This is a genomic window from Actinocorallia aurantiaca, from assembly GCF_039533685.1.
GTDB classification, from domain to species: Bacteria; Actinomycetota; Actinomycetes; order Streptosporangiales; family Streptosporangiaceae; genus Actinocorallia; species Actinocorallia aurantiaca.
The window spans coordinates 13479-34677 of the sequence record NZ_BAAATZ010000024.1; the positions used below are offsets into that span (position 1 = coordinate 13479).

Sequence of the window (21199 nt, forward strand, 5' to 3'; positions counted from 1 at the left end):
GCCGAACCCGGAGTCAGGCCGGGGCCTTGGCGGTGGAGATCGGCGCCGTCTTGTCGTGGGCGATGCGGCGGCGCCGGACCGGAAGGCCGAACGTCGGGTTCTTGACGCTCCAGGCGGCGCCCTTGCAGATCAGCTCCTTGTAGACGGGGGCGAACCGTCCGGTCAGGGCCGCCGAGACGGCTCGGTCGTCGGCGGTGACGAACTGGATCACGGCCTTCTCGCGGCCCAGCGAGATGCACTGCTGGAAGTAGCGGATCGGCACGTGGGGGAGCTTCCCGCCGGTCAGGCGCGCCGCGATCGCGTCGGCGGCCTGCATCGCGGTGAAGCCGCCCGAGGCGCACGACATCCGGAGCGGCTTGTCGCACGGGCCGATCGCGAAGGCGGCGTCGCCGATGGCGTACACGTCGGGGTGCGAGACCGAGCGCATGGTCCCGTCGACGACGATCTGCCCGGAGTCGGTCACGTCCATCGAGGTGGCGGCGGCGATCGGGTGGACCGCGAAACCGGTGGTCCAGATCGTCGCGGCCGAAGGGATCGAGCCTCCTTCGACGAGTACGGCTCCGGCCTCGACTCCGGTCACGGTGGTGTGCTCGTGGACGGTGATCCCGAGCTCCGCGGCGGCCTTCCGCAGGTGCGCCCGCGCCTTCGGCGAGAGCCAGTCGCCCAGGCCGCCGCGGGCGGCGATGGCGACCTTCAGGTCCGGCCGGGCCTCGGCGATCTCCGTGGCGCCCTCCAGGCCGGTCAGCCCGCCGCCGACGACGACCACGGGCCGTCCGGCGTCGAGGCCCGCGAGGTGCTCGCGCAGGCGCAGGGCCCCGGGGCGGCTCGCGATCTCGTAGGCGTGCTCGGCGACACCGGGGACGCCGTTGTCGGTCCAGCCGCTGCCGAGGGCGTAGACGAGAGTGCCGTACTCCAGTTCGTCCGCGCCGTCGGCGTCGATGACGGCGACGGTCTTGCGGTCGGTGTCGACGGCGGTCACGCGGGCGAGGCGGATCTCGACGCCGGTGCCCGCGAACAGGTCGGCCAGCGGGCGCGGCTCGAGGTCCTGGCCGGCGGCGAGCTGGTGCATGCGGACCCGTTCCACGAAGTCGGGCTCGGCGTTGACGAGGGTGATCTGGACGTCCTCGCGGCGCAGCCGCTTGGCGAGGCGTCCGGCGGCGATGGCTCCGGTGTATCCGGCTCCGAGGACGATGATGCGATGCTTCATGGCCGTTTCTCCTGCCGTATGTGACTTCGCACCTTGAGCCGGATAGGCCGCTGATTCCTGACAGTTCTTCTCTGTGAAGTGGGTCACATGCCTCTCGTCAGGCCGTGAACAGGGGCTTTCCGTGGTCGGAGGCGGCCCACTGCGCGGTCGCGCGCTCGAGCTTGTCGGGATTGACCTGATTGCGAAGTGCGGTGACGCCCTCGGCGGTGACCTCCAGGCACATGATCCCCACGACCCGACCGTCGAGGACCGCGACCACGGCGGGGTCGCCGTTGGCGGTCCAGGAGTAGATCTCGGGCGCGCCGCCGATGATGGCGTGCTTGGACGCGGAGGGCTTGAACAGACCCCGGACGAACTTCGCGACCGCGAGGGCGCCCTCGAACGCCTTGGCGCGGGCGGGGACCTTCCCGCCGCCGTCGCCGACCGAGACGGCGTCCGCGGTGAGCAGCCGCACGAGCGGCTCGGTCCGGCCGCTGGCGGCGGCCGCGAGGAACTCCTCGACGATCCGACGCGCGGCGGCCGCGTCGATCTCGGTGCGGCGGGCCCTGCCGTCCGCGACGTGCTTCTTGGCGCGGTGGAGGATCTGCTGGCTGGCGGCCTCGGTGATGTCGAGGATCTCGGCGATCTCCCGGTGCGGGTGGTCGAAGGCCTCCCGCAGCACGTAGACCGCCCGTTCGCTCGGGGAGAGGCGCTCCATGAGGGTGAGCACCGCGTACGAGAGCGATTCGCGCCGCTCGGCGGTGTCGGCCGGGCCGAGCATCGGGTCTCCGGCGAGCAGCGGCTCGGGAAGCCATTGGCCCACGTAGGTCTCGCGCCTCGCCCTCGCGGAGGCGAGCTCGTTGAGGCACAGATTGGTGAGCACCTTCGTCAGCCACGCCTCCGGAATCTCGATGCGGTCGGGGTCGGCGGCCTGCCAGCGCAAGAACGTCTCCTGCACCGCGTCCTCGGCCTCTCCGGCGGAGCCGAGGAGCCGGTAGGCGATGGCCTGCAGGCGGCGCCGGGAGGCCTCGAAGCGGTCGACGTCGTCCGCGGTCAGGGGCATGGCCCCGAGCCTAACCCGCGGGGCGCGACTCGACCATCGGGGGCCGTTCGCGTCCAGGGGAGCGAGGTGGGTTCGGCGCTCCACCAGTCCGTGCACTCGGTCACTTCATTTCCGAGATCGTGCGCAGCCGTGCCTTCCTCCTGGAGTGCCGGTTCTGAGGTCGTTTTGAGGTTGATGCGGTATGTCTCGTCAGATGGGTGGGCGGACAACGGTGCTGGTCGTCGACGACGAGCCGAATATCAGGGACCTGCTGGCGCAGACGTTGCGGCTGGTGGGGTTCGACGTGGTCGTCGCGGAGTGCGGGATCGAGGCGGTGGAGGTGGCGCGGGCCGCTGAACCCGCGCTGGTGCTGCTGGACGTGATGCTGCCGGATCTCGACGGATTCGAGACCGCCAGGAGGCTGCGGGCCGCCGGAGGTGATGTCCCGATCATCTTCCTGACGGCCAGGGACGCGGTGGAAGACCGGATCGCCGGGCTGACGGCGGGCGGGGACGACTATGTCGCCAAGCCGTTCAGCTTGGAGGAGCTGGTGCTGCGGATTCGGGCGGTGCTGCGTCGCGTGGGGGAGGAAGACGGTTCGCGGCCGCCTCTGAGCTGCGCGGATCTGGAACTGAACGAGGACACGCATGAGGTGCGGCGCGGCGGGAGGCGCGTCGAGTTGTCGCCGACGGAGTTCAAGCTGCTGCGCTATCTGCTGGAGAACAAGGGTCGGGTCGTCAGCAAGGCGCAGATCCTGGACCGCGTCTGGCGCTATGACTTCGCGGGGGACAGCCGGATCGTGGAGACCTACGTCTACTACCTGCGCAAGAAGATCGACGCGGACGCGCCGCCGCTGATCCATACGATGCGGGGCGTGGGCTACTGCCTGCGGACCGCGCCGTGAGGCGGTGGTCCCTGCGCTCCCGTCTGGCCCTGACGGTGGTGGCGCTCACCGCGCTCGGGCTGCTGACGGCCAACGGGGCGGGCATCCTGCTGTTCCGGTCGTACCTCGTCGGCGAGGTGGACGACCGGCTCGACCAGACGACCTCGGGTCTCACCGGCATCGGGCCCGAACAGATCATGCTGGTGCAGCGGGTCTGGAACGAGCTGGGAGCGGCACGGGTCGGCTCGGTCGACCCGCGGGAGTTCCAGCTCTCGCTGGTGGGCGAGGAAGGGGTCCGGCGGATCGTTCCGTCGGACGCGTCCGCACCGGGGCCTGAACTGCCGTCACGGAGCGCGCTGCGAGATCGTGCGTCCCGTGGCCCGTTCACCGTGCCGGGCACCGACGGCGGCTCCTGGCGGGTTCGGGTGGTCGGTTCGTCCGGTGGTCTCCTGATGGTGGGCGCCTTGTCCCTGGACGAGGTGGACCGGGCGTTGCTGCGGCTGCTCCTGATCGATCTCGCGGTCCTCGCCTGTGTCCTGGCCGCGGTGGGCCTGCTGGCGCGGACCACGGTCGGCGTCGGGTTGCGGCCGCTGTCGAGGATGGCGAGCACGGCCGGGGAGATCGCGGCCGGGGACTACGCGCGGCGCGTCGCCTATGCCGATCCGCATACTGAGCCGGGGCGGTTGGGGCAGGCGGTGAATCTCATGCTCGCGCGACTGGAGGAGGAGATCGGTGCCCGGACGGCATCGGAGGAACGGATGCGCCGCTTTCTGGCGGACGCCTCCCACGAGCTGAGGACGCCGTTGACGTCGATCCGCGGGTTCGCCGAACTGGCCCGCTGGGGAGGCTCCGCGCACGAGTCCCTGGCCCGTATCGAGGCCGAGGCGACCCGGATGGGGGTCCTGGTCGACGATCTGCTGCTGCTGGCACGTCTGGACGAGCAGCGGGAGGCGGGGCGGGCGCCCGTCGACCTGCTGGCGCTCGCCGCCGAACTCGTCGGCGACCTGCACCTGCGCCATCCAGGACGGCGCATCGGGTTGACCGGCCGTGGTCCCGGGCACGCGCCCCTGGACGCCGTCATCGTCGAGGGGGACGAGGGACGTTTGCGGCAGGTCGTGGGAAATCTCCTGGACAACGCGGTCCGCCATACGCCTCCGGAGGCGTCGATAGACGTGGTGGTCGGGCGGAGCACGGACGGCGACGCCGTGGTCGAGGTGATCGACACCGGGCCAGGCGTGGCGGACGAGGACGCCCCGCGCGTCTTCGACCGGCTGTACCGCGCCGACCGCGCCCGTCCGTCCGACGGCGGCTCGGGCCTCGGGCTGGCCATCGCGTCGGCGATCGTGCAGGCCCACGGAGGCGTGCTGGAACTGGACGGCACACCGGGAGGGGGCGCGACTTTCCGGGTGGTCCTCCCGATTCCCAGTGACCTTTGACATTCCTCTGACGACCCCCTGAAACCGGTGCCCGAGGCTTACTCGCATCGGAAGGACGGGAGGGGCTGTGAAAAGAACGGGACTGGCCGCCGGATTCCTGCTGGCGTTGAGCCTCATGGCGGGCTGCGGCGGTGGGCATGCCGGCAAGGAGATGGTGAAGGAGCTGCGTGATCCGGATGCCGAGACCAGGGCGAAGATGGTCCGGTTCGCGCAGTGCATGCGGGACGCGGGCCACGACTTCCCCGATCCGGGGCCGAACGGGTTTGATTTCAGGAGGTTCGCCGACGCGGATGACGGTTTCAAGAACTCGGCCAAGGAATGCCACGAGAAGCATCCCTTCGTAGACTTGGGAGACGTTCAACGGCCTTTGAACGAGTTACGGCCCGTAGGGGGGCTGGACCCGGACGACGAAGCGACGGCCGGGGCGCGGCTCGTGGGGCCGTATTCCAGCCTCGACGAGGTGCACGCGCTGCGCGCATGGGCGGCGCGTCCCGGCGAGCAGGACTTCCGCGACGCGCTCGCCGGGCGGCTCGCGGACGGGATCGTCGAGTTCAAAGCGGCGTGGGTGGACCGGCAGGCGCTGAGACTCCGCTTCCTCCTCGGAGAGTGAGAACAGGCCTATCCCGGCCGCCAGGACGACGGCGGATCCAGCCGCCGCCCAAATCCTGATCCTTTTCACGCCATTGCTCCGCTCAACGCCGGAAATCCACCACCTACTGGCGAATAAAAGGATCTATCCGGCTGATGATCATGATGTCAAGCGTTTCGGTATTTCAGCAAAAGGCTTGCTTCCACGTCTCCGGCCGTGGAATCGGTCGCGACGAGACCGCTTCAATGAGGGCGGGGTCTCTCGGCCGTCGGCGTGCCTCGCCCGGCTGATCACGCCACGTAGTCGACTCTTATCGTCAAGGGTCCGGTGTTCTGTGCTTCCTTCGGGGAGCTCACCAGCAGGGAGTGCGAGATGCTGGGTTTTGGGTGGAAGTTGCACGGGGACGGGCGGCACCTGGGACCGGGTGAGGTCGTCCGGCCGGACGAGCGGCTCACCTGGGTTCGGACGGTCGGGCTCGGCGCCCAGCACGTCGTCTCGATGATCGGCGCCTGTTTCGTCGCGCCCGTGCTGATGGGGCTGAACCCGAGCCTCGGGCTCATGGCGTCGGGGGTCGCCACCCTGCTGTTCCTGGTGATCACGCGTGGCCGGGTGCCCAGCTACCTGGGGTCGTCGCTCTCCTTCGTCGGCGTCGCCGCGGTCATCGGCAGCCAGGGCGGCGGGCCGGCCGAGGTGACCGGGGCGCTGTTCGTGGTGGGGCTCGCCCTCGCCGTCGTCGGCGTCGTGGTGAAGCTCATGGGCGCCGGGCTCGTGCACGCGGTGCTCCCGCCGACGGTCACGGGGGCCGTCGTCATGCTGATCGGCTTCAACCTCGCCCCGGTGGCCGCGGGCACCTACTGGCCGCAGGACCAGTGGACCGCTCTGGCCACGATGCTGTTCACCGGTCTGGCGCTGGTCGTCCTGCGCGGCTTCTGGTCCCGCATCGCGATCTTCCTGGGCCTGGTCTTCGGTTACGCGCTCTCCTGGATCCTCGACGTCACCACGGGCAGGATCCACTCGGCCGACGGCGGCGGCGAGGTCGTCGACCACTGGCGCCTGGACCTGACCTCGGTCCGGGAGGCCGACTGGATCGGCTTCCCCGACATGCACGCCCCCGCGTTCGACGCGTCGGCGATCATCGTGGCCCTTCCGGTCCTGATCGCCCTGGTCGCCGAGAACACCGGACACATCAAGGCCGTCGGCGAGATGACGGGCGACCCGCTGGACGACGAGCTGGGCGTGGCCATCGCGGCGGACGGCGTGGCCACCATGGTCTCGACGGGCGCGGGCGGCCCGGCCACCACCACGTACGCCGAGAACATCGGCGTCATGGCCGCCACCCGCGTCTACTCGACCGCCGCCTACATGTGCGCCGCGTTCTTCGCCCTGCTCTTCGGCTTCTGCCCGAAGATCGGCGCGTTCGTCGTCGCGATCCCAGGCGGCGTCCTCGGCGGCATCACCGTCATCCTTTACGGCATGATCGGCCTGCTCGGCGCCCAGATCTGGATCCGCAACAAGGTCGACTTCGGGCGTCCCCTCAACCTGATCCCGGCCGCGGCCGGCGTCATCGTCGGCATCGGCGGCGTGAGCCTGAAGATCACCGACGACTTCGAGCTCAACGGCATCGCCCTCGGCACCATCCTGGTGCTCACCGGCTACCACTCCCTCCACTGGCTCTCCAAGGCCTCCGGCACCTACCAGCCCCCGCTCCTCGACGCAGGTTTGACGGAGTACGACGACAAGCTGAAGTAGACGGACACCGCCTCGCGGCTGTGAGCCTCGAAGGGCGTCACCAGAGGTGAGCGAACCGCCCGGTTCCCCTCAGGAGGCGGCCCGGGTCAGCATGAAGGGTGTGCCTCCGGCGCGCCGGGCGGGCGGGAGGTCGACGAACGTCATGCCGAGGAACGTGCCGGGGTCCCAGACGCGGAACTCGTCGCGCACCCAGCGCCACGGCAGCCGGGAGTCCACCGAATAGGCCACGATGAGGGCCGGTCGCCCGTCGGAGAGGGACGCTCCGATCGTCGCCGTCATCGGCAGCGTCTCCTCGAGGCCTCCGTCGCGGGCGTTCAGGAGATTGACCCCCTGAACCGCGTCCGCTCCCGGCTGCGGCGGCGTGAACCGCTTGCCGTACCAGCGGGGGAGGCCCACCAGAGCCAGGCCGCGGGGGGCGATGGCGCGCAGCGGGGCGCCGACGAAGGAAGCCTGGAAGTCCCCCTCGAAGTCGGTGAGCGCGGGTGCCGCGAGCGTGCTCCAGGCCGCGCGGAGAGCCCGGAGGGAGTGGCTCTGCGGGGTGGTCGTCATGTCGTGCTCCTGGATTCGCTCGCGGCTTGGGCGGCTCGGGCGGCTCGGGCGACGATGGGGTCGCGCCGGACGGCGCCGGCCGGCGGGTCGGGGAAACGGGCCGCGAACCGTTCCGCCATGGCGGTGATGGTGAGCGACGGGTTGACGCCCAGGTTCGCCGGGATGGTGCTGGCGTCGGCGATGAACAGTCCCGGATGGCCGAACACCTCGTGGTCGACGTTCACGACGCCCTCGGACTCGTCGGTCCCCATGACGGCTCCGCCCAGGATGTGCGCGGTGATCGACAGGCCGCCGACCGTCTCGCCCAGCAGGTTGCCCGGCTTGCCGCCGGAGGCGTCGGCGAACGCGCGTGTCACCTTGTTCGCGACAGGAAGGTACGTGGGCGCCTCCCGTCCCGGTATGGCACGGGAGCGCAGCACCCGCCGCCACGGCCGGAACGGCGAGCGGCGGAACTCGAAGGCGAGCTCGTTGTCGAGGTGCTGCATGACGGTCAGCGCCGTCAGCCGCTGCTCGAAGCCGCGGGCGAACATCGAACGCAGTTGCCCGAACGGGCGTCGGACCAGCGCTCCCAACGTGCGCAGCGCGCGCCGGCCCGGGCGCGCGCCGTCCACGATCGGGCCGATCTGCAAGCGCATGTGCCAGCCGCCGACGTACCGGTTCTGGGTCACGTGGGTGTCGGCGTCGGGGTGGAAGTCGGTGGTGATCGTCGGTCCTCGCGACAGGTCCTGACCGTGCGGCTGGAGGACGGTGGTGATCGCCTCGCTGTTCGTACGGACCCGGGCCCCCAGCCGCTGCGAGACCCGGGGGAGGGTGCCGAGCTCGTCACGGCAGCGGAACAGCAGTTCCAGCGTGCCGAGGACGCCTGCGGCGAGGACCACCCGGCGGGCCCGGATCGGCTCGCGCACGACCCGGCGCTTCCACGGGTGCGCGACGCTGACCTCGTATCCGCCGCCCTCGAGCGGCCGTATGCCCGTGACGTCGTGTTCGGCACGGATCTCCGCGCCGTACCGTTCGGCCAGGTGCAGGTAGTTGCGGGTCAGCTGGTTCTTCGCCCCGTACGGACAGCCCAGCAGGCACTCGCCGCACAGTTTGCAGCCGGTTCGTTCCGGACCTTCCCCGCCGAAGAAGGGGTCTGGTTCGGTCACCCCCTCGCGGCCGAAGTGGATCGCGATCGGCACCGGCCCGAAGGTGTCCTCGGCGCCGAGGGTCCGGGCCGCCTCGCGCAGGTACTCGTCCATCGGGCCGAAATGCGCGTTCCTGACCCGGCCGAGCATGCCGGCGGCCCGCTGGTAGTAGGGGGCCAGCTCGGCCCGCCAGTCCGCGGCCAGGTGCGCCCAGGAGGGGGAGCGGTAGAACGCCTCGCCGGGTTCGAGCAGGACGCCCGCCCAGACGATCGACCCGCCGCCGACGCCGCTCGCCCCGATGATCCCCACGTCGCGGAAGATGCGCTGCCAGAAGAACCCGCGCAGCCCGGCCCCCGGCTGCCACAGGTAGGCCCGCGGGTCCTTGCGGGCCCGCAGCAGCTCCGCGTCGCCGAGCCGCCGGCCGCGCTCGAGGACGACGACCTTGTGCCCCGCCTCGGTGAGGCGCAGTGCCGCGGCGGAACCCCCGAAACCACTACCGACAATGACGACATCTGCGTCGAATTCACCCAGCTCATGCACGGCGTGACATTACTACCGCAACATCCGTCCCGTCACCCATGAGATCGATCTCCTCCGGCCCGCCGCGCGCCGGTTGGGCGCGGGCCTTCCGGAATCCGGAGCGGAGCCGGCGCGGGCCGCGAGGCTCGGTGCTCAGTGGCGGCCGATCGAGCCGAACCAGCTCTCGGTGAGGACGTCCAGCATCTCGTCGTGTCCGACGCCCCAGGTTCCCGGGGTCCAGTTGCGCGCGACGTGGTCGAGTTCGTTGATGGCGATGACGCTGCGGAAGTGGCGGGTGGCGGCCGGGAAGCGGTCGGCGCGGTCGAGTCCGTCCTTGACGTCGCCGATGGCCTCGTTCAGCCACTCGTCGAGGAGCACGCGGATCGCGGGGTCGACGGCCGCGGCCTCGGTGGCGGTCGTGGTGTAGGGGCGGATCACGTCCCACCGCTCCGAGGTCGTCGCGAGCCACGCGCGGATGCGCTCCCGCGAGCCGTCCTCGACCACGGCGACCAGTTCGCGCTCGGTCGATCCGTGCTCGGGGGAGGGGACCCGGTCGAGGGCGGCGTTGAGCCGCTCCGAGATGAGGGCCTTCATCAGGTCGACCTTGGAGGGGAAGTACGCGTAGAAGGTCACCCGCGTCGTCCCCGCCGCCGACGCGATGTCGTCGACCTTCGTCGTCGCGTAGCCCTTCGAGACGAACAGGTCCAGGCCGGCGTCGAGCAGCAGCTTGCGCGTCATCTCCTTCTGTGCCTCACGAAGCGTCGCCATGGCCGCCAGCATAAAGCACGGCGGCCGCGTTCCGCCCTCGATGATCGCTTCGGATACGCAGTGCTCAGACACTTGACGTCGTGTCAAGCAATATGACACCTTGCACACCCAACAGGTGATCGTGCTCACATCGGGTGGCCGATCCCGAGCGGTCGGAACCGATCGCCCGGACCGTCGACAAGGAAGAAATCCGCAATGACGCAGACCGCTGCGCGCAAGCAGGGCTACACCGCCACGGTGGTCGCCGCTTGCTTCGCCGTGCTCCTCGCGCAGGTGGCGTACTCGCTGCCCGGCGCGATCAACGGCACCCTCCAGCAGGAGTTCCAGACCACCGGTGCCGAACTGGCCTGGATCACGGCCGCGTTCGCCATCCCCATGGTCGTCTTCGAGCTGACCACCGGTGTGATCGGTGACCTGTTCGGCCGCAAGCGGCTGCTGCAGGCGGGCGCCCTGCTGACCGTCGCCGGCTCGCTCGTCAGCAACCTCGCCGAGACGGTCCAGGTCCTGTGGGCCGGGCAGGTCGTCGCGGGCCTGGGAGCCGCGATCCTCTACCCGATCTCGCTCGCCATGCTGGCCGCCGTCAGCCCGTCGCCCGAGGCCCGGTCCAAGGCCATCGCCCTGTGGGCCGGGTTCCTCTCGATCGGCGCGGCGGTCTCCCCGCTGATGGGCGGGTGGCTGGCCGCAGAGGGCAACTGGCGGGCGTCTTACCTCGTGGTGATCGCGGCGGCCGTCATCTCGATCATCATCACGCAGTTCGCCTCCGACTCCTCGGCGCCGGAGGGGCGCAAGCTGGACATCCCCGGTCAGGTCACGCTGGCCCTCGGTCTGATCGCCGTCCTCTTCGCCGCCACGCAGGGATCCGAGGCCGGTTTCGCCCGACCCGAGATCATCGGCGCCTTCGTCGCGGGCCTCGCGCTCCTCGCCGCCTTCGTCGTCATCGAGCTGCGGACCGACGTCCCGCTGCTGGAGCTGAACATCTTCGCCAACCGCTCCTACGCGGTCGTCGCGATCGCCACGGTGGTCGGCATGTTCGCGTTCCTCGGGATCTGCTTCTCGATGAGCATCTGGCTCGGCGCGATCCAGCACCAGAGCGCTCTGAAGATCGGCGTGCTGTTCCTGTTCATCCAGGGCCCGGCCTTCCTGCTGGCGCCGGCCGTCTCCTACCTGATCCAGAACTTCTCGCCCCGCTGGGTGCTCACCACCGGCTTCGCCCTCATCGCCGTCAGCGGCGTCTGGTGCTCGACGTTCGACGTCCACGACATGAGCTGGACGCGGTTCATCGCTCCGATGCTGGCCCTCGGCGTCGGTTTCGCGCTCACCGTCGGCTCGATCACGGCCGTCGCGATCAACACCGTTCCGCTGCGGCTCGCCGGCATGGCCAGCGCCACCACCAACCTGCTCCGCGACTTCGGCTTCGCTCTCGGCCCGGTGCTGATCGCCGCGTTCGCGGTCAGCCGGGCCAACGGTGATCTGCGCGCCGATGCGGGTAGGGCCATCGAAGAGTCCGGGCTCGAGCAGCCCTACACCGAGATCGCCGGAGGCATCGCACAGGGGGGCGGCGCAATGGCGATCAACTCCATGCCGGTCGTGCCCGGCGCCGGTCCGGACATGCCGCCGGTGCCGATGCCCGAGAGCCTCCGCATGCTCGCGTTCGAATCGCTCGGCGGTGCCTACGGCCTCGCGTTCCTGGTCGCCGGCCTCTGCGCGGCCGCCGCCGCGGCTCTGACGCTGTTCGGGCTCTTCGGCTCCGAGAACGCCGGCGTCGAGGAGCCTCTGGTCGAAGGGGAGCCCGTCCTCGCCGGGTGATCTACGAGCCTCCGGACCGGGTCGGGGTCCCCGCTCGGAAGAGGGGGCCTCGGCCTGGTCCGTATGACCCACCTCATACGTTCGGATAGCTTAATTTACGTAGCGGCAATCTGATTGACATGGTGTAAACCGAGTGGCACCATTCACAGCATGGCGTGACCGCAGTCACTCGCCGAGACCGATAAGGAGTGCCAGTGATGGGTGCCCAGACTGCCGAGAACACCGTCGGCAGCACCGTCAACACCGTCCTCGGCCCCGTTCCCGCCCGGGAGCTGGGGGTCGTCGCGGTTCACGAGGCCCTGCTGTCGGTGGTCCCGGGAGCGGAGCACGCGTTCGACATCACCATCGACCGCGCCGAGATCTTCGAGGCCCTGGCCGGGAAGCTTCGGGACTTCCGCAGCCACGGCGGCGGCACGATCGTCGACAGCACCGGCATGTTCCACGGCCGCGATGTGCGGCTGTACGAGGCGCTGTCGCGTTCGACCGGCGTGCACATCGTCGCGTCGACGGGCCAGGGCCCCGAGGAACTGCTCGGCGGCTACTTCCTGACGCCGCAGACCAACCCGCCGACGCCGTGGCCGGCCGAGAAGTTCGCCGACCTCTTCGCCAAGGAGATCACCGAGGGCATGGTCGTGCCCCGGGTCGAGCGGCGGGGCGCCGCGGGCCTGGTGGCCACCGCCGCGACCCGCGCGGGCATGACCGCCACCGACGAGAGCCTGTTCCGCGGCGCGGCCCGCGCCGCCTCGGCCACCGGGGTCCCGGTCTCCATCCGCTACGGGAACGACGCCGTGCACGACCTCGAGATCGTCCTCGACGAGAAGTTGCCGGCCGACCGCGTCGTCGTCGGCGGGCTCGACCGCAAGGACGCCGTCGCGACCGTCGCCCCGCTCGAGGTCGCCGGTCTCGGGGCCTACGTCGCGATCGACCACGTGGGCACCGAGGACGGCGTCCACGTCACCGACTCCGAGCGCGCCACCCTGGTCGCCGAGCTGATCCAGGCCGGCCACGGCGACCGGATCCTGCTCTCCTCCGGCGCCACCGGCGTGGCCAAGGGCCACGAAGGCAACGACGTGCCGTACAGCCACGTCCTGACCGCGTTCGTCCCCCTCCTCAAGGCCCGGGGCCTGAGCGACGAGGACGTCCGGCGGATCCTCGTGGACAACCCGCGCGACCTGCTGTCGGTGCGCTGAGCGCGCGACAGCCCAAGACCATCAAGTTTCTTCCCTAAAGGTGAGCGTTGTGTCGAGAGTGAACACGGTCCTGGGGCCGATCCCGACCGAGGAGCTGGGTCTCGTGGCCGTCCACGAGCACATCGGGTACGGCATGCCGGGCTCCGAACTGGACACGAAGTGGTGGAAGACCCCCGAGGAGCGGTACGAGGAGACCGTCCCGAAGCTCCGTAAGTTCCACGAGTACGGCGGCGGGACGTTCGTCGACGCGACCGGCATCTGCAACGGCCGCGACATCAACTACTACCAGTCGCTGTCGGAGAAGACCGGCGTGCACATCGTCGCCTCCACCGGCTTCGTCGGCGGCGACACCGCCCTGCCGTTCTTCGAGCGGGCGAGCGTGGAGTACCTCGCCGAGCACTTCGTCCACGAGATCACCGTGGGCATCGGCAGCACCGGCGGCAAGGCCGGGATCATCAAGGTCGGCGTGAGCCGCGGTGGCCGGATGACCGACCTGGACAAGCGCATCTACCGCGCGGCCGCCCGCGCCTCCAAGGCCACCGGGGTCGGCATCCTGACCCACCTGGCCATCGACGCCGAGAACGCGATCGCGATCTTCGACGAGGAGGGCCTCCCCCTCGACCGCGTGCTCTTCGGGCACGTCGACGACGGCGTCAACGCCGACAAGACCCGCGACACCTGGATCGCCGAGCAGGGCGGCCGGATCGGCTTCGACACCTTCGGCTACGAGACCGAGCTCCCGGACCCGCCGTTCTGGGCCCGTCCGCGCAGAGAGCGCCTGGAGCACTTCCTCCGGTTCATCGCCGGGGAGGGCCGCATCAAGCAGGTGCTCGCCTCGGCGGACGCCAACTGCAGCCCGCTGGGCTGGCCGGGGGTCAAGGGCCACACCGTCAACTACATCTTCACGGACCTCATCCCGGACCTGCGCGCCGCCGGCCTCGACGAGGCCGCCATCAAGACGATCTTCGTCGACAACCCCGCCGACTTCCTCTCGATCAAGAACTGACAAGGACCAGGACCATGCAGCCCTCAGACCTGAAGAACCTGAAGATCGCCGTCGTCGGCGCGGGGTACGGCGGCGCCGCCGCGGCCAAGGCCCTGAGCCTCCTCGGCGCCACCGTCGACGTCTACGAGCAGGCGAGCCAGATCCGCGAGGTCGGCGCCGGCATCGGCCTGCGGCCCTCCACCATGGACCGGTTCCGCCAGTGGGGCATCGTCGACGCGATCCAGAAGGTCAGCTCGGCGAGCGACTACTTCGAGATCCTCACCGGCACCGGCGACCCGATCATGCAGGAGCCGTGGCCGGAGGCCGACACCCTCGGCGTGACCACCCATCTGATCCACCGCGGCGACTTCATCGAGGCGCTGCTCTCGGTGCTGCCCGAGGGCATGGTCCACCTCGGCCACAAGCTCGAGAACATTGAGGACAAGGGCGACAAATCCGTCCTGACGTTCACCAACGGCGTCACCGTCGAGGCCGACCTGGTCGTCGGAGCCGACGGCATCAAGTCGGTGGTCCGCAAGGCCCTGTTCTCGGACAACGAGCCCGTGTTCTCCGGCGAGCACGCCTACCGCGCCGTCATCGACATCGAGGACGCCCACGGGATGGCCGTCGACGACAACCTCCGGATGTACATCGGCCGGGGCACGAAGGTCTACTTCCTGCCGCTGCGCCACCGGGGCCAGGTCTCGTTCGACATCACCGCCCTGTGCCCGGACGGCACCTGGTCGCCGAACACCGCCAAGGACGACCTGCTCAAGACCGTCGAGGGCTTCGACGAGCGGATCGTGGCCATCACCCGCGACCTCGACATGGATACTGTCAACTGCCGCGCCGTCTACGACATCGACCCCGTCGACACCTGGCACTCGGACTCCGTCGTCCTCGTGGGCGACGCGGCCCACTCGATGCTGCACCACCAGGGCCAGGGCGCCAACTCGGCGATCATGGACGCCGGCGCCCTCGCCGACGCGCTCAAGGAGGCCGGCTCGGTCAAGGAGGCGCTGGCGAGCTACCAGGCCGTCCGCAAGCCGGTGACCGACGAGCTGCAGCGCATCTCGCGCCAGGGTTGGACCGAGGACGAGGTCAACGACGTCTTCCCCGGCCAGAAGCCCGCCTCCCAGAACCCGCAGGGGGTCTGACGCCATGCCGCTGCACCCCGAGATCGCCCGGGTCCTCGCCACCCTGCCCGCGCCGCCCGCCGGTCCGCTGAACCCGGAGGCGATGCGCGCCGGCGAGGAGTCCCAGGTCCCGCCCGCGGCCGACCGCCTGCCGCTCCACTCCGTCGAGGACCTCACCGCGCGGACCGCCGCCGGCGAGGTTCCGGTGCGGGTCTACACGCCGGCCGAGGCCGACGCGTACGGCGTCCTGGTCTACTTCCACGGCGGCGCGTTCTTCCTCGGCAGTCTCGAGACGCACGACCACGTCGCGCGGTCCCTCGCCAAGGAGACAGGGCTCAAGGTCGTCTCCGTCGGCTACCGGCTGGCGCCTGAGCACGCCTTCCCAGCCGGTCTCGAGGACTGCTACGCCGTGGTCCGGTGGGCCGCCGAGAACGGCGAGACCCTGGGCTGGGACGGCACGACGCTGGCCATCGCCGGTGACAGCTCCGGCGGCACGTTCGTCGCCGCGGTCGCCGCCATGGCGCACGACGACGGCTTCGACCGGATCACCCACCAGGTGATGTTCTACCCGTCGCTCGACCTGGACTTCGACGTCGACCGCTATGCGTCGCTGCGGGAGAACGCCGTCGGCTACGGGCTCGAGACGGCCGGGCTGAAGCCGTTCAACGCCTTCTACATCGACAGCGGCGCCGACCCGGCGGACCCGCTCGTCTCCCCGATCAAGCGGGCGGACCTCACCGGGCTGCCGCCGGCACTGATCATCACCGGCGAGCTCGACCCGATGCGGGACGAGGGCGAGCTCTACGGCCAGAGGCTGAAGGACGCCGGCGTGGACGCGACCGTCAGCCGGTACGACGGCGCGGGCCACGGGTTCGTGCAGCACTTCTCGTGGATCCCGGACTACCACCGGGCCTACGAGGAGACCCGCGACTTCCTCGCGCGCTGACCCGGAACCACCCCACGGAACCAGAAGGAGAGCCTTGCAAGCAGTGAAAGTCCATCCCCTCGTCTCTCCGTGGGGTCGGTTCGGTCTCTACAGCTTCTTCATCGACGCGCCGGAGCCGGCCATCGTCGACACCGGCATCGCCTCCTCGCCCGCCGAGGGCATGGCCCCGGCGCTCGAGGCCATCGGCCGCAGGATCGAGGACGTGCGCTGGATCCTGCTGACCCACGGCCACATCGACCACATCGGCGGAGCCCACGCCCTGTGGGAGCTCACCGGCCGGCGCGCCCAGGTCGTGATCCACGAGGCGGACGCGCCGCTGCTGCGCTCGCGCCGCGCCCACGTGGACGAGTACCTCGCCGGGCGGGGCCGGTACCTGAACGACCCCGAGGGCGAGGCGAAGGTGACGGCCGCGGGCAACGCGGTCATCTCCGGCGAGATGGAGCCGACCATGCTCGTCAAGGGCGGCGAGACGATCTCCCTCGGCGGGGGCGTGAACGTCTCCGTCCACGCGATCCCCGGCCACACGCCGGGATCGGTCGCCTACGTGATCGACGGCCAGCGCTCGGTCTTCGTCGGCGACGCGGTCCAGGTGCACGGGGCCGCCAACGGCTTCCCGGGCTTCGAGGACCCGGGCGCCTACCGCGCGAGCCTGGAGTACGTGCGCGACGAGATCCGTCCGCGGCACCTCTACCTCGGCCACCCCTACCGCCGCGCCGACGGCACGCCGTACGGCGTCGAGCTCGACGCCGAGCAGGCGGAGGAGGCGCTCCGGGAGAGCCTCGACATCGAGGGCCGGGTCGGCAGGGCCGCCCACGGCTGCCTGTGCGCGGGGCTCCAGGAGACGGACTCGGTGTACTCGCCCTTCGCCCCCGTGGCCCGGGAGGTCGGGTACACCGCCGACCCCGCTCTCGAGCCGTCGCCGTTCTTCACGTCGATGCACGGCTACCGCACGCACTTCCACCAGAACTCATGAAAGAGGAGTTCGCATCCATGGCTGACTTCCAGACCATCCAGGCGGGCCTGGACGAGATCGCCGTCCGCAAGGACCTCCGCGTGCCGATGCGCGACGGCGTCACGCTGGCCGCCGACGCCTACCAGGGCGTCGAGGACAAGCCGCGTCCGGCGCTCGTGGCGCTCAGCCCGTACGGCAAAGAGCTGCAGGCCCTCGCGCTCACGACGCCGCCGCAGCGGCGTCCCAGCCCGATGTGGGACGGCTGCATCGAGGCCGGCGACATCGCGCGCGTCGTCAAAGAGGACTACGTCCACGTCATCGGCGACCTGCGCGGCTCCGGGGCCTCCGAGGGCGAGCACATCGGCAACTACAACGCCGGCGGCGTCTCCCTCGGCCAGGACGCCTACGACTTCATCGAGTGGGTCGCGGCGCAGCCGTGGTGCGACGGCAACGTCGGGATGATCGGCATCTCCTACTTCGGCTCGATGCAGGTCCTGGCGGCGGCCGAGCGGCCGCCGAGCCTCAAGGCGATCTTCGTCAGCGGCGGCCACTACGACTTCTACGAGACCACCTACCACGGCGGCGTCATGTGGTTCATGCCGCGCGCCGCCCGCGAGGGCCGCGGCGGCGACTCCGGCTGGGCCTTCACCGACGGCGTCAAGTCCCGCATGCTCGAGACCTACTCCCCGGAGGAGATCAAGGAGAAGGTCGCCGAGCGGCTGCGGGACCCGGACGTGGCCGCCTGGCCGAACCTCGTCCACGTGCTGAACTACCCGAAGAACCACGAGGCCTGGTTCGACATCGTGATGAACGAGGTCGACGGCGAGTGGTACGAGGAGCGCAACCCGGTCAACCTCGCCAGGAACATCGACATCCCGGTCTGGCTCCAGATCGACCAGGGCCGCGGCTGGACGATGGACGGCACCATCGAGCTCTTCGACGCGCTGAAGGGCCCGAAGAAGCTCGACATCGGCCCCTACCCGCCGATGCAGTCGCGCCCCTTCATCGAAGAGCACGACAAGATGTTCCGCTGGTACGAGTACTGGATCAAGGGCGTCGACAACGGGATCATGGACGAGCCCGCCGTCACCGTCCACGTCGAGGGCTCCCGCGAGTACGTCACCGGCGCGCAGTGGCCGCCGAAGGACGTGGAGCACAGGTCGCTCTACCTGCGTCCGCGCCGCGGGCTCTCCTTCGAGCCCGAGCTCATGGGCGCCGAGTACGCCGCCCCCGACGGCTTCTACCAGGCGCCGCTGACGGTGACCGACAAGGTGGAGATCCTGAACTGGAGCACGGCTCCGTTCACCGAGCCCACCGAGATGATCGGCCAGGGCGCCGCGCACCTCTTCGCGGAGATCGACCAGCCCGACACGAACTTCATCATGCGCATGTGGGACGAGGCCCCGAACGGCAAGCGGCAGCTGATCACGAGCGCCTACCTCAAGGCCTCGCACCGAGAGCTCGACACCGAGCGCACCACCGAGGGCGACCCCCGCCACCCGCACACCCGCGCGGTGCCGGTCGAGCCGGGGAAGATCGAGGAGTACGTGCTGCGCGTCTACCCGTTCGCGGCGACGTTCCTGCCCGGTCACAGGCTGGTCGTGGAGCTGTCCAACGCCGAGCCGCTGGCCGACGAGCACAACGCCCTGCTGCCCCCGGACGCGTTCCACCTGCCGGTGGGCCGCCCCGTCACGCACAAGATCTACCGCGACGCCGCCCACCCGTCACGACTCGTGCTGCCGTTCACGACGCGCGGCTCAGCGGAGAAGGAGAACAGGTAGTCGATCATGGCATTCATCTACGCGGCGGCCCGCACCCCCTTCGGCCGTTTCAACGGAGCGCTCGCCGGGGTCCGTCCGGACGACCTCGCGGCGACCGCGATCACCGGTGTGCTCGCGAAGGCTCCCGCGCTGGACCTGGCCGGGATCGGCGAGATCGTGTGGGGCTGCGCGAACCAGGCCGGCGAGGACAACCGCAACGTCGGCCGGATGGCCGGGCTGCTCGCCGGAGTTCCGGTGTCGGTGCCAGCGACCACGGTCAACCGGCTGTGCGGCTCGTCGCTCGACGCAGCGATCATCGGGTCCCGCACGATCGACACCGGTGACGCCGACGTCGTGCTCGCCGGCGGCGTGGAGTCGATGACCCGGGCGCCGTGGGTGCTGCCGAAGCCGGACCGGGCGTTCCCCGCCGGCAACGCGACGGCCGTCTCCACGACGCTCGGCTGGCGCCTGGTCAACCCGCGGATGCCGTCGGAGTGGACGGTGTCCCTGGGGGAGGCCAACGAGCAGCTGCGGGAGCGGTTCTCGATCTCGCGGGAGCGGCAGGACGAGTTCTCGGCGCGGTCGCACCGGCTCGCGGCGGCCGCCTGGGACGAGGGTTTTTATGGCGATCTGGTGGTTTCCGTCGACGGCGTTGAGCTGACCCGCGACGAAAGTATCCGCGCCGGTTCCACGCCGGAGAAGCTCGCCGGGCTCAAGCCGAGCTTCCGGCCCGACGGCACGATCACCGCCGGGAACGCCTCGCCACTCAACGACGGGGCGTCGGCGGTGCTGCTCGGCTCGGAGGCCGCCGCCGCGAGGATCGGGCTCGACCCGATCGCCCGGATCGCGGGCCGCGGCGCGTCCGCGCTGGAGCCGCAGGACTTCGGGTTCGCCCCGGTCGAGGCCGCGAACAGGGCACTGGAGAGGGCCGGTATCAGCTGGAGCCAGGTGGGCGCCGTCGAGCTGAACGAGGCCTTCGCCGTCCAGTCGCTGGCCTGCGTGGACGCCTGGAAGATCGACCCCGAGATCGTCAACGTCAAGGGCGGCGCGATCGCGATCGGCCACCCGCTCGGAGCCTCGGGCGCCCGGATCCTCGGCACCCTCGCCAAGGTCCTGGCCTCCAAGGGCGAGCGGTACGGCGTCGCCGCGATCTGCATCGGCGTGGGCCAGGCGCTCGCCGTGGTCCTCGAGAACGTCACGGGAGGAGCAGCGTGAGCAGGGCACAGATCTTCGAGACGCCGGACGAGGCGGTGAGCGTCGTCAAGGACGGCGACACCGTCCTGGTGGGCGGCTTCGGATTCGCCGGCATGCCGTTCGACCTGATCGACGCCCTGATCCGGCACGGCGCGGGCGACCTCACCATCGTGTCCAACAACGCCGGCAACGGCGACGTGGGCCTGGCCGCCCTGCTGAAGGCCGGCCAGGTGCGGAAGATCCTGTGCTCCTTCCCCCGGCAGGTCGACTCCTACGTCTTCGACGACCTCTACCGCCGCGGCGAGATCGAGCTCGAGGTCGTCCCGCAGGGCAACCTCGCCGAGCGGATGCGGGCGGCCGGGGCGGGCATCGGCGCGTTCTACTGCCCGACGGGCGTCGGCACGCCGCTCGCCGAGGGCAGAGAGACCCGCACGATCGACGGGCGCGACTACCTCCTCGAATACCCGATCAAGGGCGACGTCGCCCTGATCTCCGCGCACACCGCCGACACGATGGGCAACCTCGTGTACCGCAAGACCGCCCGGAACTTCGGCCCCGTGATGGCCACGGCCGCCACCACGACCGTCGTCCAGGTCTCGTCGGTCGTGGACACCGGGGAACTCGACCCCGAGGCCGTCGTCACCCCGAGCATCTACGTCGACCGCGTGGTCCGGGTCGAGCCGCGCCACTACACCGTGCAGGGAGCCCGCTGATGACGCTCACCCCCGACCAGCTCGCCGCCCGCGTCGCCCGCGACATCGAGCCGGGCAGCTTCGTCAACCTAGGCATCGGCCAGCCCACCAAGGTCGCCGACCACCTCACGCCCGAACTCGGCGTCGTCCTCCACACCGAGAACGGCATGCTGGGCATGGGCCCCGCCGCCGTCGGCGACGAGGTCGACCCCGACCTCACCAACGCCGGCAAGGTGCCCGTCACCGAACTGCCCGGAGCCGCCTACTTCCACCACGCGGACTCCTTCGCCATGATGCGCGGCGGCCACCTCGACGTCTGCGTCATGGGCGCCTTCCAGGTCTCGGCGAACGGCGACCTCGCCAACTGGGACACCGGTAAGCCCGGCGCGATCCCCGCCGTCGGCGGCGCGATGGACCTCGCGATCGGTGCCAAGCGGGTCTACGTGATGATGACGCTCTTCGCGAAGAACGGCAGCCCGAAGCTCGTGCCCGCCTGCACCTACCCCCTCACGGGCGTCGGCTGCGTCAGCCGCGTCTACACCGACCACGCCGTCTTCGAGATCACCCCCGACGGCGTCCGCGTCCTCGAGACGTTCGGCACCTCCGCCGAGGAGCTCCGCGCCCGGCTGGAGATCCCGCTCCTCATCGACGTCCGCTGACGTTCCCGCCGGTCTCGGGGAGGCCGTGTACCGG

At 70.4% G+C, this 21199-nt stretch carries 19 protein-coding genes; 14 read left to right on the forward strand and 5 right to left on the reverse strand.

Annotation, left to right across the window (positions count from 1 at the left end):
* Window positions 1-13 precede the first annotated feature (13 nt).
* Entirely contained in the window at window positions 14-1207 is a 1194-nt protein-coding gene (locus ABD327_RS25885) for an NAD(P)/FAD-dependent oxidoreductase (protein WP_344453631.1), read from the reverse strand.
* A 97-nt stretch (window positions 1208-1304) separates the two neighbouring features.
* Window positions 1305-2249, reverse strand: coding sequence for an RNA polymerase sigma factor SigJ (gene sigJ / locus ABD327_RS25890; protein WP_344453634.1), 945 nt, complete (start codon window positions 2247-2249; stop codon window positions 1305-1307).
* A gap of 193 nt (window positions 2250-2442) precedes the next feature.
* Here sigJ and ABD327_RS25895 point away from each other — a divergent pair, with 193 nt between their 5' ends.
* The 4 genes from ABD327_RS25895 (at window position 2443) to ABD327_RS25910 (ending at window position 6885) form a co-directional block, all read left to right on the forward strand.
* Window positions 2443-3132, forward strand: coding sequence for a response regulator transcription factor (locus tag ABD327_RS25895; protein WP_344453636.1), 690 nt, complete (start codon window positions 2443-2445; stop codon window positions 3130-3132).
* Window positions 3129-4547, forward strand: coding sequence for a sensor histidine kinase (locus tag ABD327_RS25900; RefSeq protein ID WP_344453638.1), 1419 nt, complete (start codon window positions 3129-3131; stop codon window positions 4545-4547). The genes ABD327_RS25895 and ABD327_RS25900 overlap by 4 nt, the downstream gene beginning before the upstream one ends.
* Before the next feature lie 151 nt (window positions 4548-4698).
* Window positions 4699-5157, forward strand: a complete 459-nt coding sequence (locus ABD327_RS25905) for a hypothetical protein (RefSeq protein WP_344453640.1) — start codon at window positions 4699-4701, stop codon at window positions 5155-5157.
* A 354-nt stretch (window positions 5158-5511) separates the two neighbouring features.
* Window positions 5512-6885 (forward strand): uracil-xanthine permease family protein, encoded by a 1374-nt coding sequence (locus tag ABD327_RS25910; protein WP_425547218.1) that lies wholly within the window; start codon window positions 5512-5514, stop codon window positions 6883-6885.
* 69 nt (window positions 6886-6954) lie between these two features.
* Here ABD327_RS25910 and ABD327_RS25915 read toward each other — a convergent pair whose 3' ends face one another.
* From ABD327_RS25915 to ABD327_RS25925, 3 genes are all read right to left on the reverse strand, one after another.
* On the reverse strand, window positions 6955-7434 hold the full coding sequence (locus ABD327_RS25915) for a hypothetical protein (protein WP_344453644.1): 480 nt from the start codon (window positions 7432-7434) through the stop codon (window positions 6955-6957).
* Window positions 7431-9098: an FAD-dependent oxidoreductase gene (locus ABD327_RS25920; protein ID WP_344453646.1), complete on the reverse strand. Its 1668-nt coding sequence runs from the start codon at window positions 9096-9098 to the stop codon at window positions 7431-7433. The genes ABD327_RS25915 and ABD327_RS25920 overlap by 4 nt, the downstream gene beginning before the upstream one ends.
* 132 nt (window positions 9099-9230) lie before the next feature.
* Window positions 9231-9845 (reverse strand): TetR/AcrR family transcriptional regulator, encoded by a 615-nt coding sequence (locus tag ABD327_RS25925; protein WP_344453648.1) that lies wholly within the window; start codon window positions 9843-9845, stop codon window positions 9231-9233.
* Window positions 9846-10040: 195 nt separating this feature from the next.
* Between ABD327_RS25925 and ABD327_RS25930 the strand changes: the two genes are divergently transcribed.
* From ABD327_RS25930 to ABD327_RS25975, 10 genes are all read left to right on the forward strand, one after another.
* A complete protein-coding gene (locus tag ABD327_RS25930) occupies window positions 10041-11651 on the forward strand; it encodes an MFS transporter (RefSeq protein WP_344453650.1) in 1611 nt (536 codons plus the stop codon).
* A 197-nt stretch (window positions 11652-11848) separates the two neighbouring features.
* Window positions 11849-12841, forward strand: a complete 993-nt coding sequence (locus tag ABD327_RS25935; protein WP_344453652.1) for a phosphotriesterase family protein — start codon at window positions 11849-11851, stop codon at window positions 12839-12841.
* A gap of 49 nt (window positions 12842-12890) precedes the next feature.
* The gene (locus ABD327_RS25940; RefSeq protein ID WP_344453654.1) at window positions 12891-13847 is read left to right on the forward strand and encodes a phosphotriesterase family protein; all 957 of its coding nucleotides are present in this window, start codon (window positions 12891-12893) and stop codon (window positions 13845-13847) included.
* A 14-nt stretch (window positions 13848-13861) separates the two neighbouring features.
* Window positions 13862-14983 carry an FAD-dependent oxidoreductase gene (locus ABD327_RS25945; RefSeq protein WP_344453657.1) on the forward strand — a complete coding sequence of 374 codons (1122 nt, stop codon included), beginning with the start codon at window positions 13862-13864 and terminating at the stop codon, window positions 14981-14983.
* Between the two features lie 4 nt (window positions 14984-14987).
* A complete protein-coding gene (locus ABD327_RS25950) occupies window positions 14988-15908 on the forward strand; it encodes an alpha/beta hydrolase (protein WP_344453660.1) in 921 nt (306 codons plus the stop codon).
* 43 nt (window positions 15909-15951) lie between these two features.
* A complete protein-coding gene (locus tag ABD327_RS25955; RefSeq protein WP_344453662.1) occupies window positions 15952-16881 on the forward strand; it encodes an MBL fold metallo-hydrolase in 930 nt (309 codons plus the stop codon).
* A 17-nt stretch (window positions 16882-16898) separates the two neighbouring features.
* Complete coding sequence (locus ABD327_RS25960) at window positions 16899-18641, forward strand: CocE/NonD family hydrolase (RefSeq protein ID WP_344453664.1); 1743 nt, start codon at window positions 16899-16901, stop codon at window positions 18639-18641.
* 6 nt (window positions 18642-18647) lie between these two features.
* Complete coding sequence (locus tag ABD327_RS25965; protein WP_344453666.1) at window positions 18648-19835, forward strand: thiolase family protein; 1188 nt, start codon at window positions 18648-18650, stop codon at window positions 19833-19835.
* On the forward strand, window positions 19832-20527 hold the full coding sequence (locus ABD327_RS25970) for a 3-oxoacid CoA-transferase subunit A (protein WP_344453670.1): 696 nt from the start codon (window positions 19832-19834) through the stop codon (window positions 20525-20527). The genes ABD327_RS25965 and ABD327_RS25970 overlap by 4 nt, the downstream gene beginning before the upstream one ends.
* Window positions 20527-21165: a 3-oxoacid CoA-transferase subunit B gene (locus tag ABD327_RS25975; RefSeq protein ID WP_344453672.1), complete on the forward strand. Its 639-nt coding sequence runs from the start codon at window positions 20527-20529 to the stop codon at window positions 21163-21165. The genes ABD327_RS25970 and ABD327_RS25975 overlap by 1 nt, the downstream gene beginning before the upstream one ends.
* Window positions 21166-21199: the final 34 nt, after the last annotated feature.

Coding starts and splice junctions, on each gene's coding strand:
- ABD327_RS25975 (WP_344453672.1), top strand. CDS start 20,527: ATGACGCTCACCCCCGACCAGCTCGCCGCCCGCGTCGCCCGCGACATC.
- ABD327_RS25925 (WP_344453648.1), bottom strand. CDS start 9,845: ATGGCGACGCTTCGTGAGGCACAGAAGGAGATGACGCGCAAGCTGCTG.
- ABD327_RS25965 (WP_344453666.1), top strand. CDS start 18,648: ATGGCATTCATCTACGCGGCGGCCCGCACCCCCTTCGGCCGTTTCAAC.
- ABD327_RS25950 (WP_344453660.1), top strand. CDS start 14,988: ATGCCGCTGCACCCCGAGATCGCCCGGGTCCTCGCCACCCTGCCCGCG.
- ABD327_RS25960 (WP_344453664.1), top strand. CDS start 16,899: ATGGCTGACTTCCAGACCATCCAGGCGGGCCTGGACGAGATCGCCGTC.
- ABD327_RS25915 (WP_344453644.1), bottom strand. CDS start 7,434: ATGACGACCACCCCGCAGAGCCACTCCCTCCGGGCTCTCCGCGCGGCC.
- ABD327_RS25945 (WP_344453657.1), top strand. CDS start 13,862: ATGCAGCCCTCAGACCTGAAGAACCTGAAGATCGCCGTCGTCGGCGCG.
- ABD327_RS25905 (WP_344453640.1), top strand. CDS start 4,699: ATGGTGAAGGAGCTGCGTGATCCGGATGCCGAGACCAGGGCGAAGATG.
- ABD327_RS25885 (WP_344453631.1), bottom strand. CDS start 1,207: ATGAAGCATCGCATCATCGTCCTCGGAGCCGGATACACCGGAGCCATC.
- sigJ (WP_344453634.1), bottom strand. CDS start 2,249: ATGCCCCTGACCGCGGACGACGTCGACCGCTTCGAGGCCTCCCGGCGC.
- ABD327_RS25895 (WP_344453636.1), top strand. CDS start 2,443: ATGGGTGGGCGGACAACGGTGCTGGTCGTCGACGACGAGCCGAATATC.
- ABD327_RS25930 (WP_344453650.1), top strand. CDS start 10,041: ATGACGCAGACCGCTGCGCGCAAGCAGGGCTACACCGCCACGGTGGTC.
- ABD327_RS25935 (WP_344453652.1), top strand. CDS start 11,849: ATGGGTGCCCAGACTGCCGAGAACACCGTCGGCAGCACCGTCAACACC.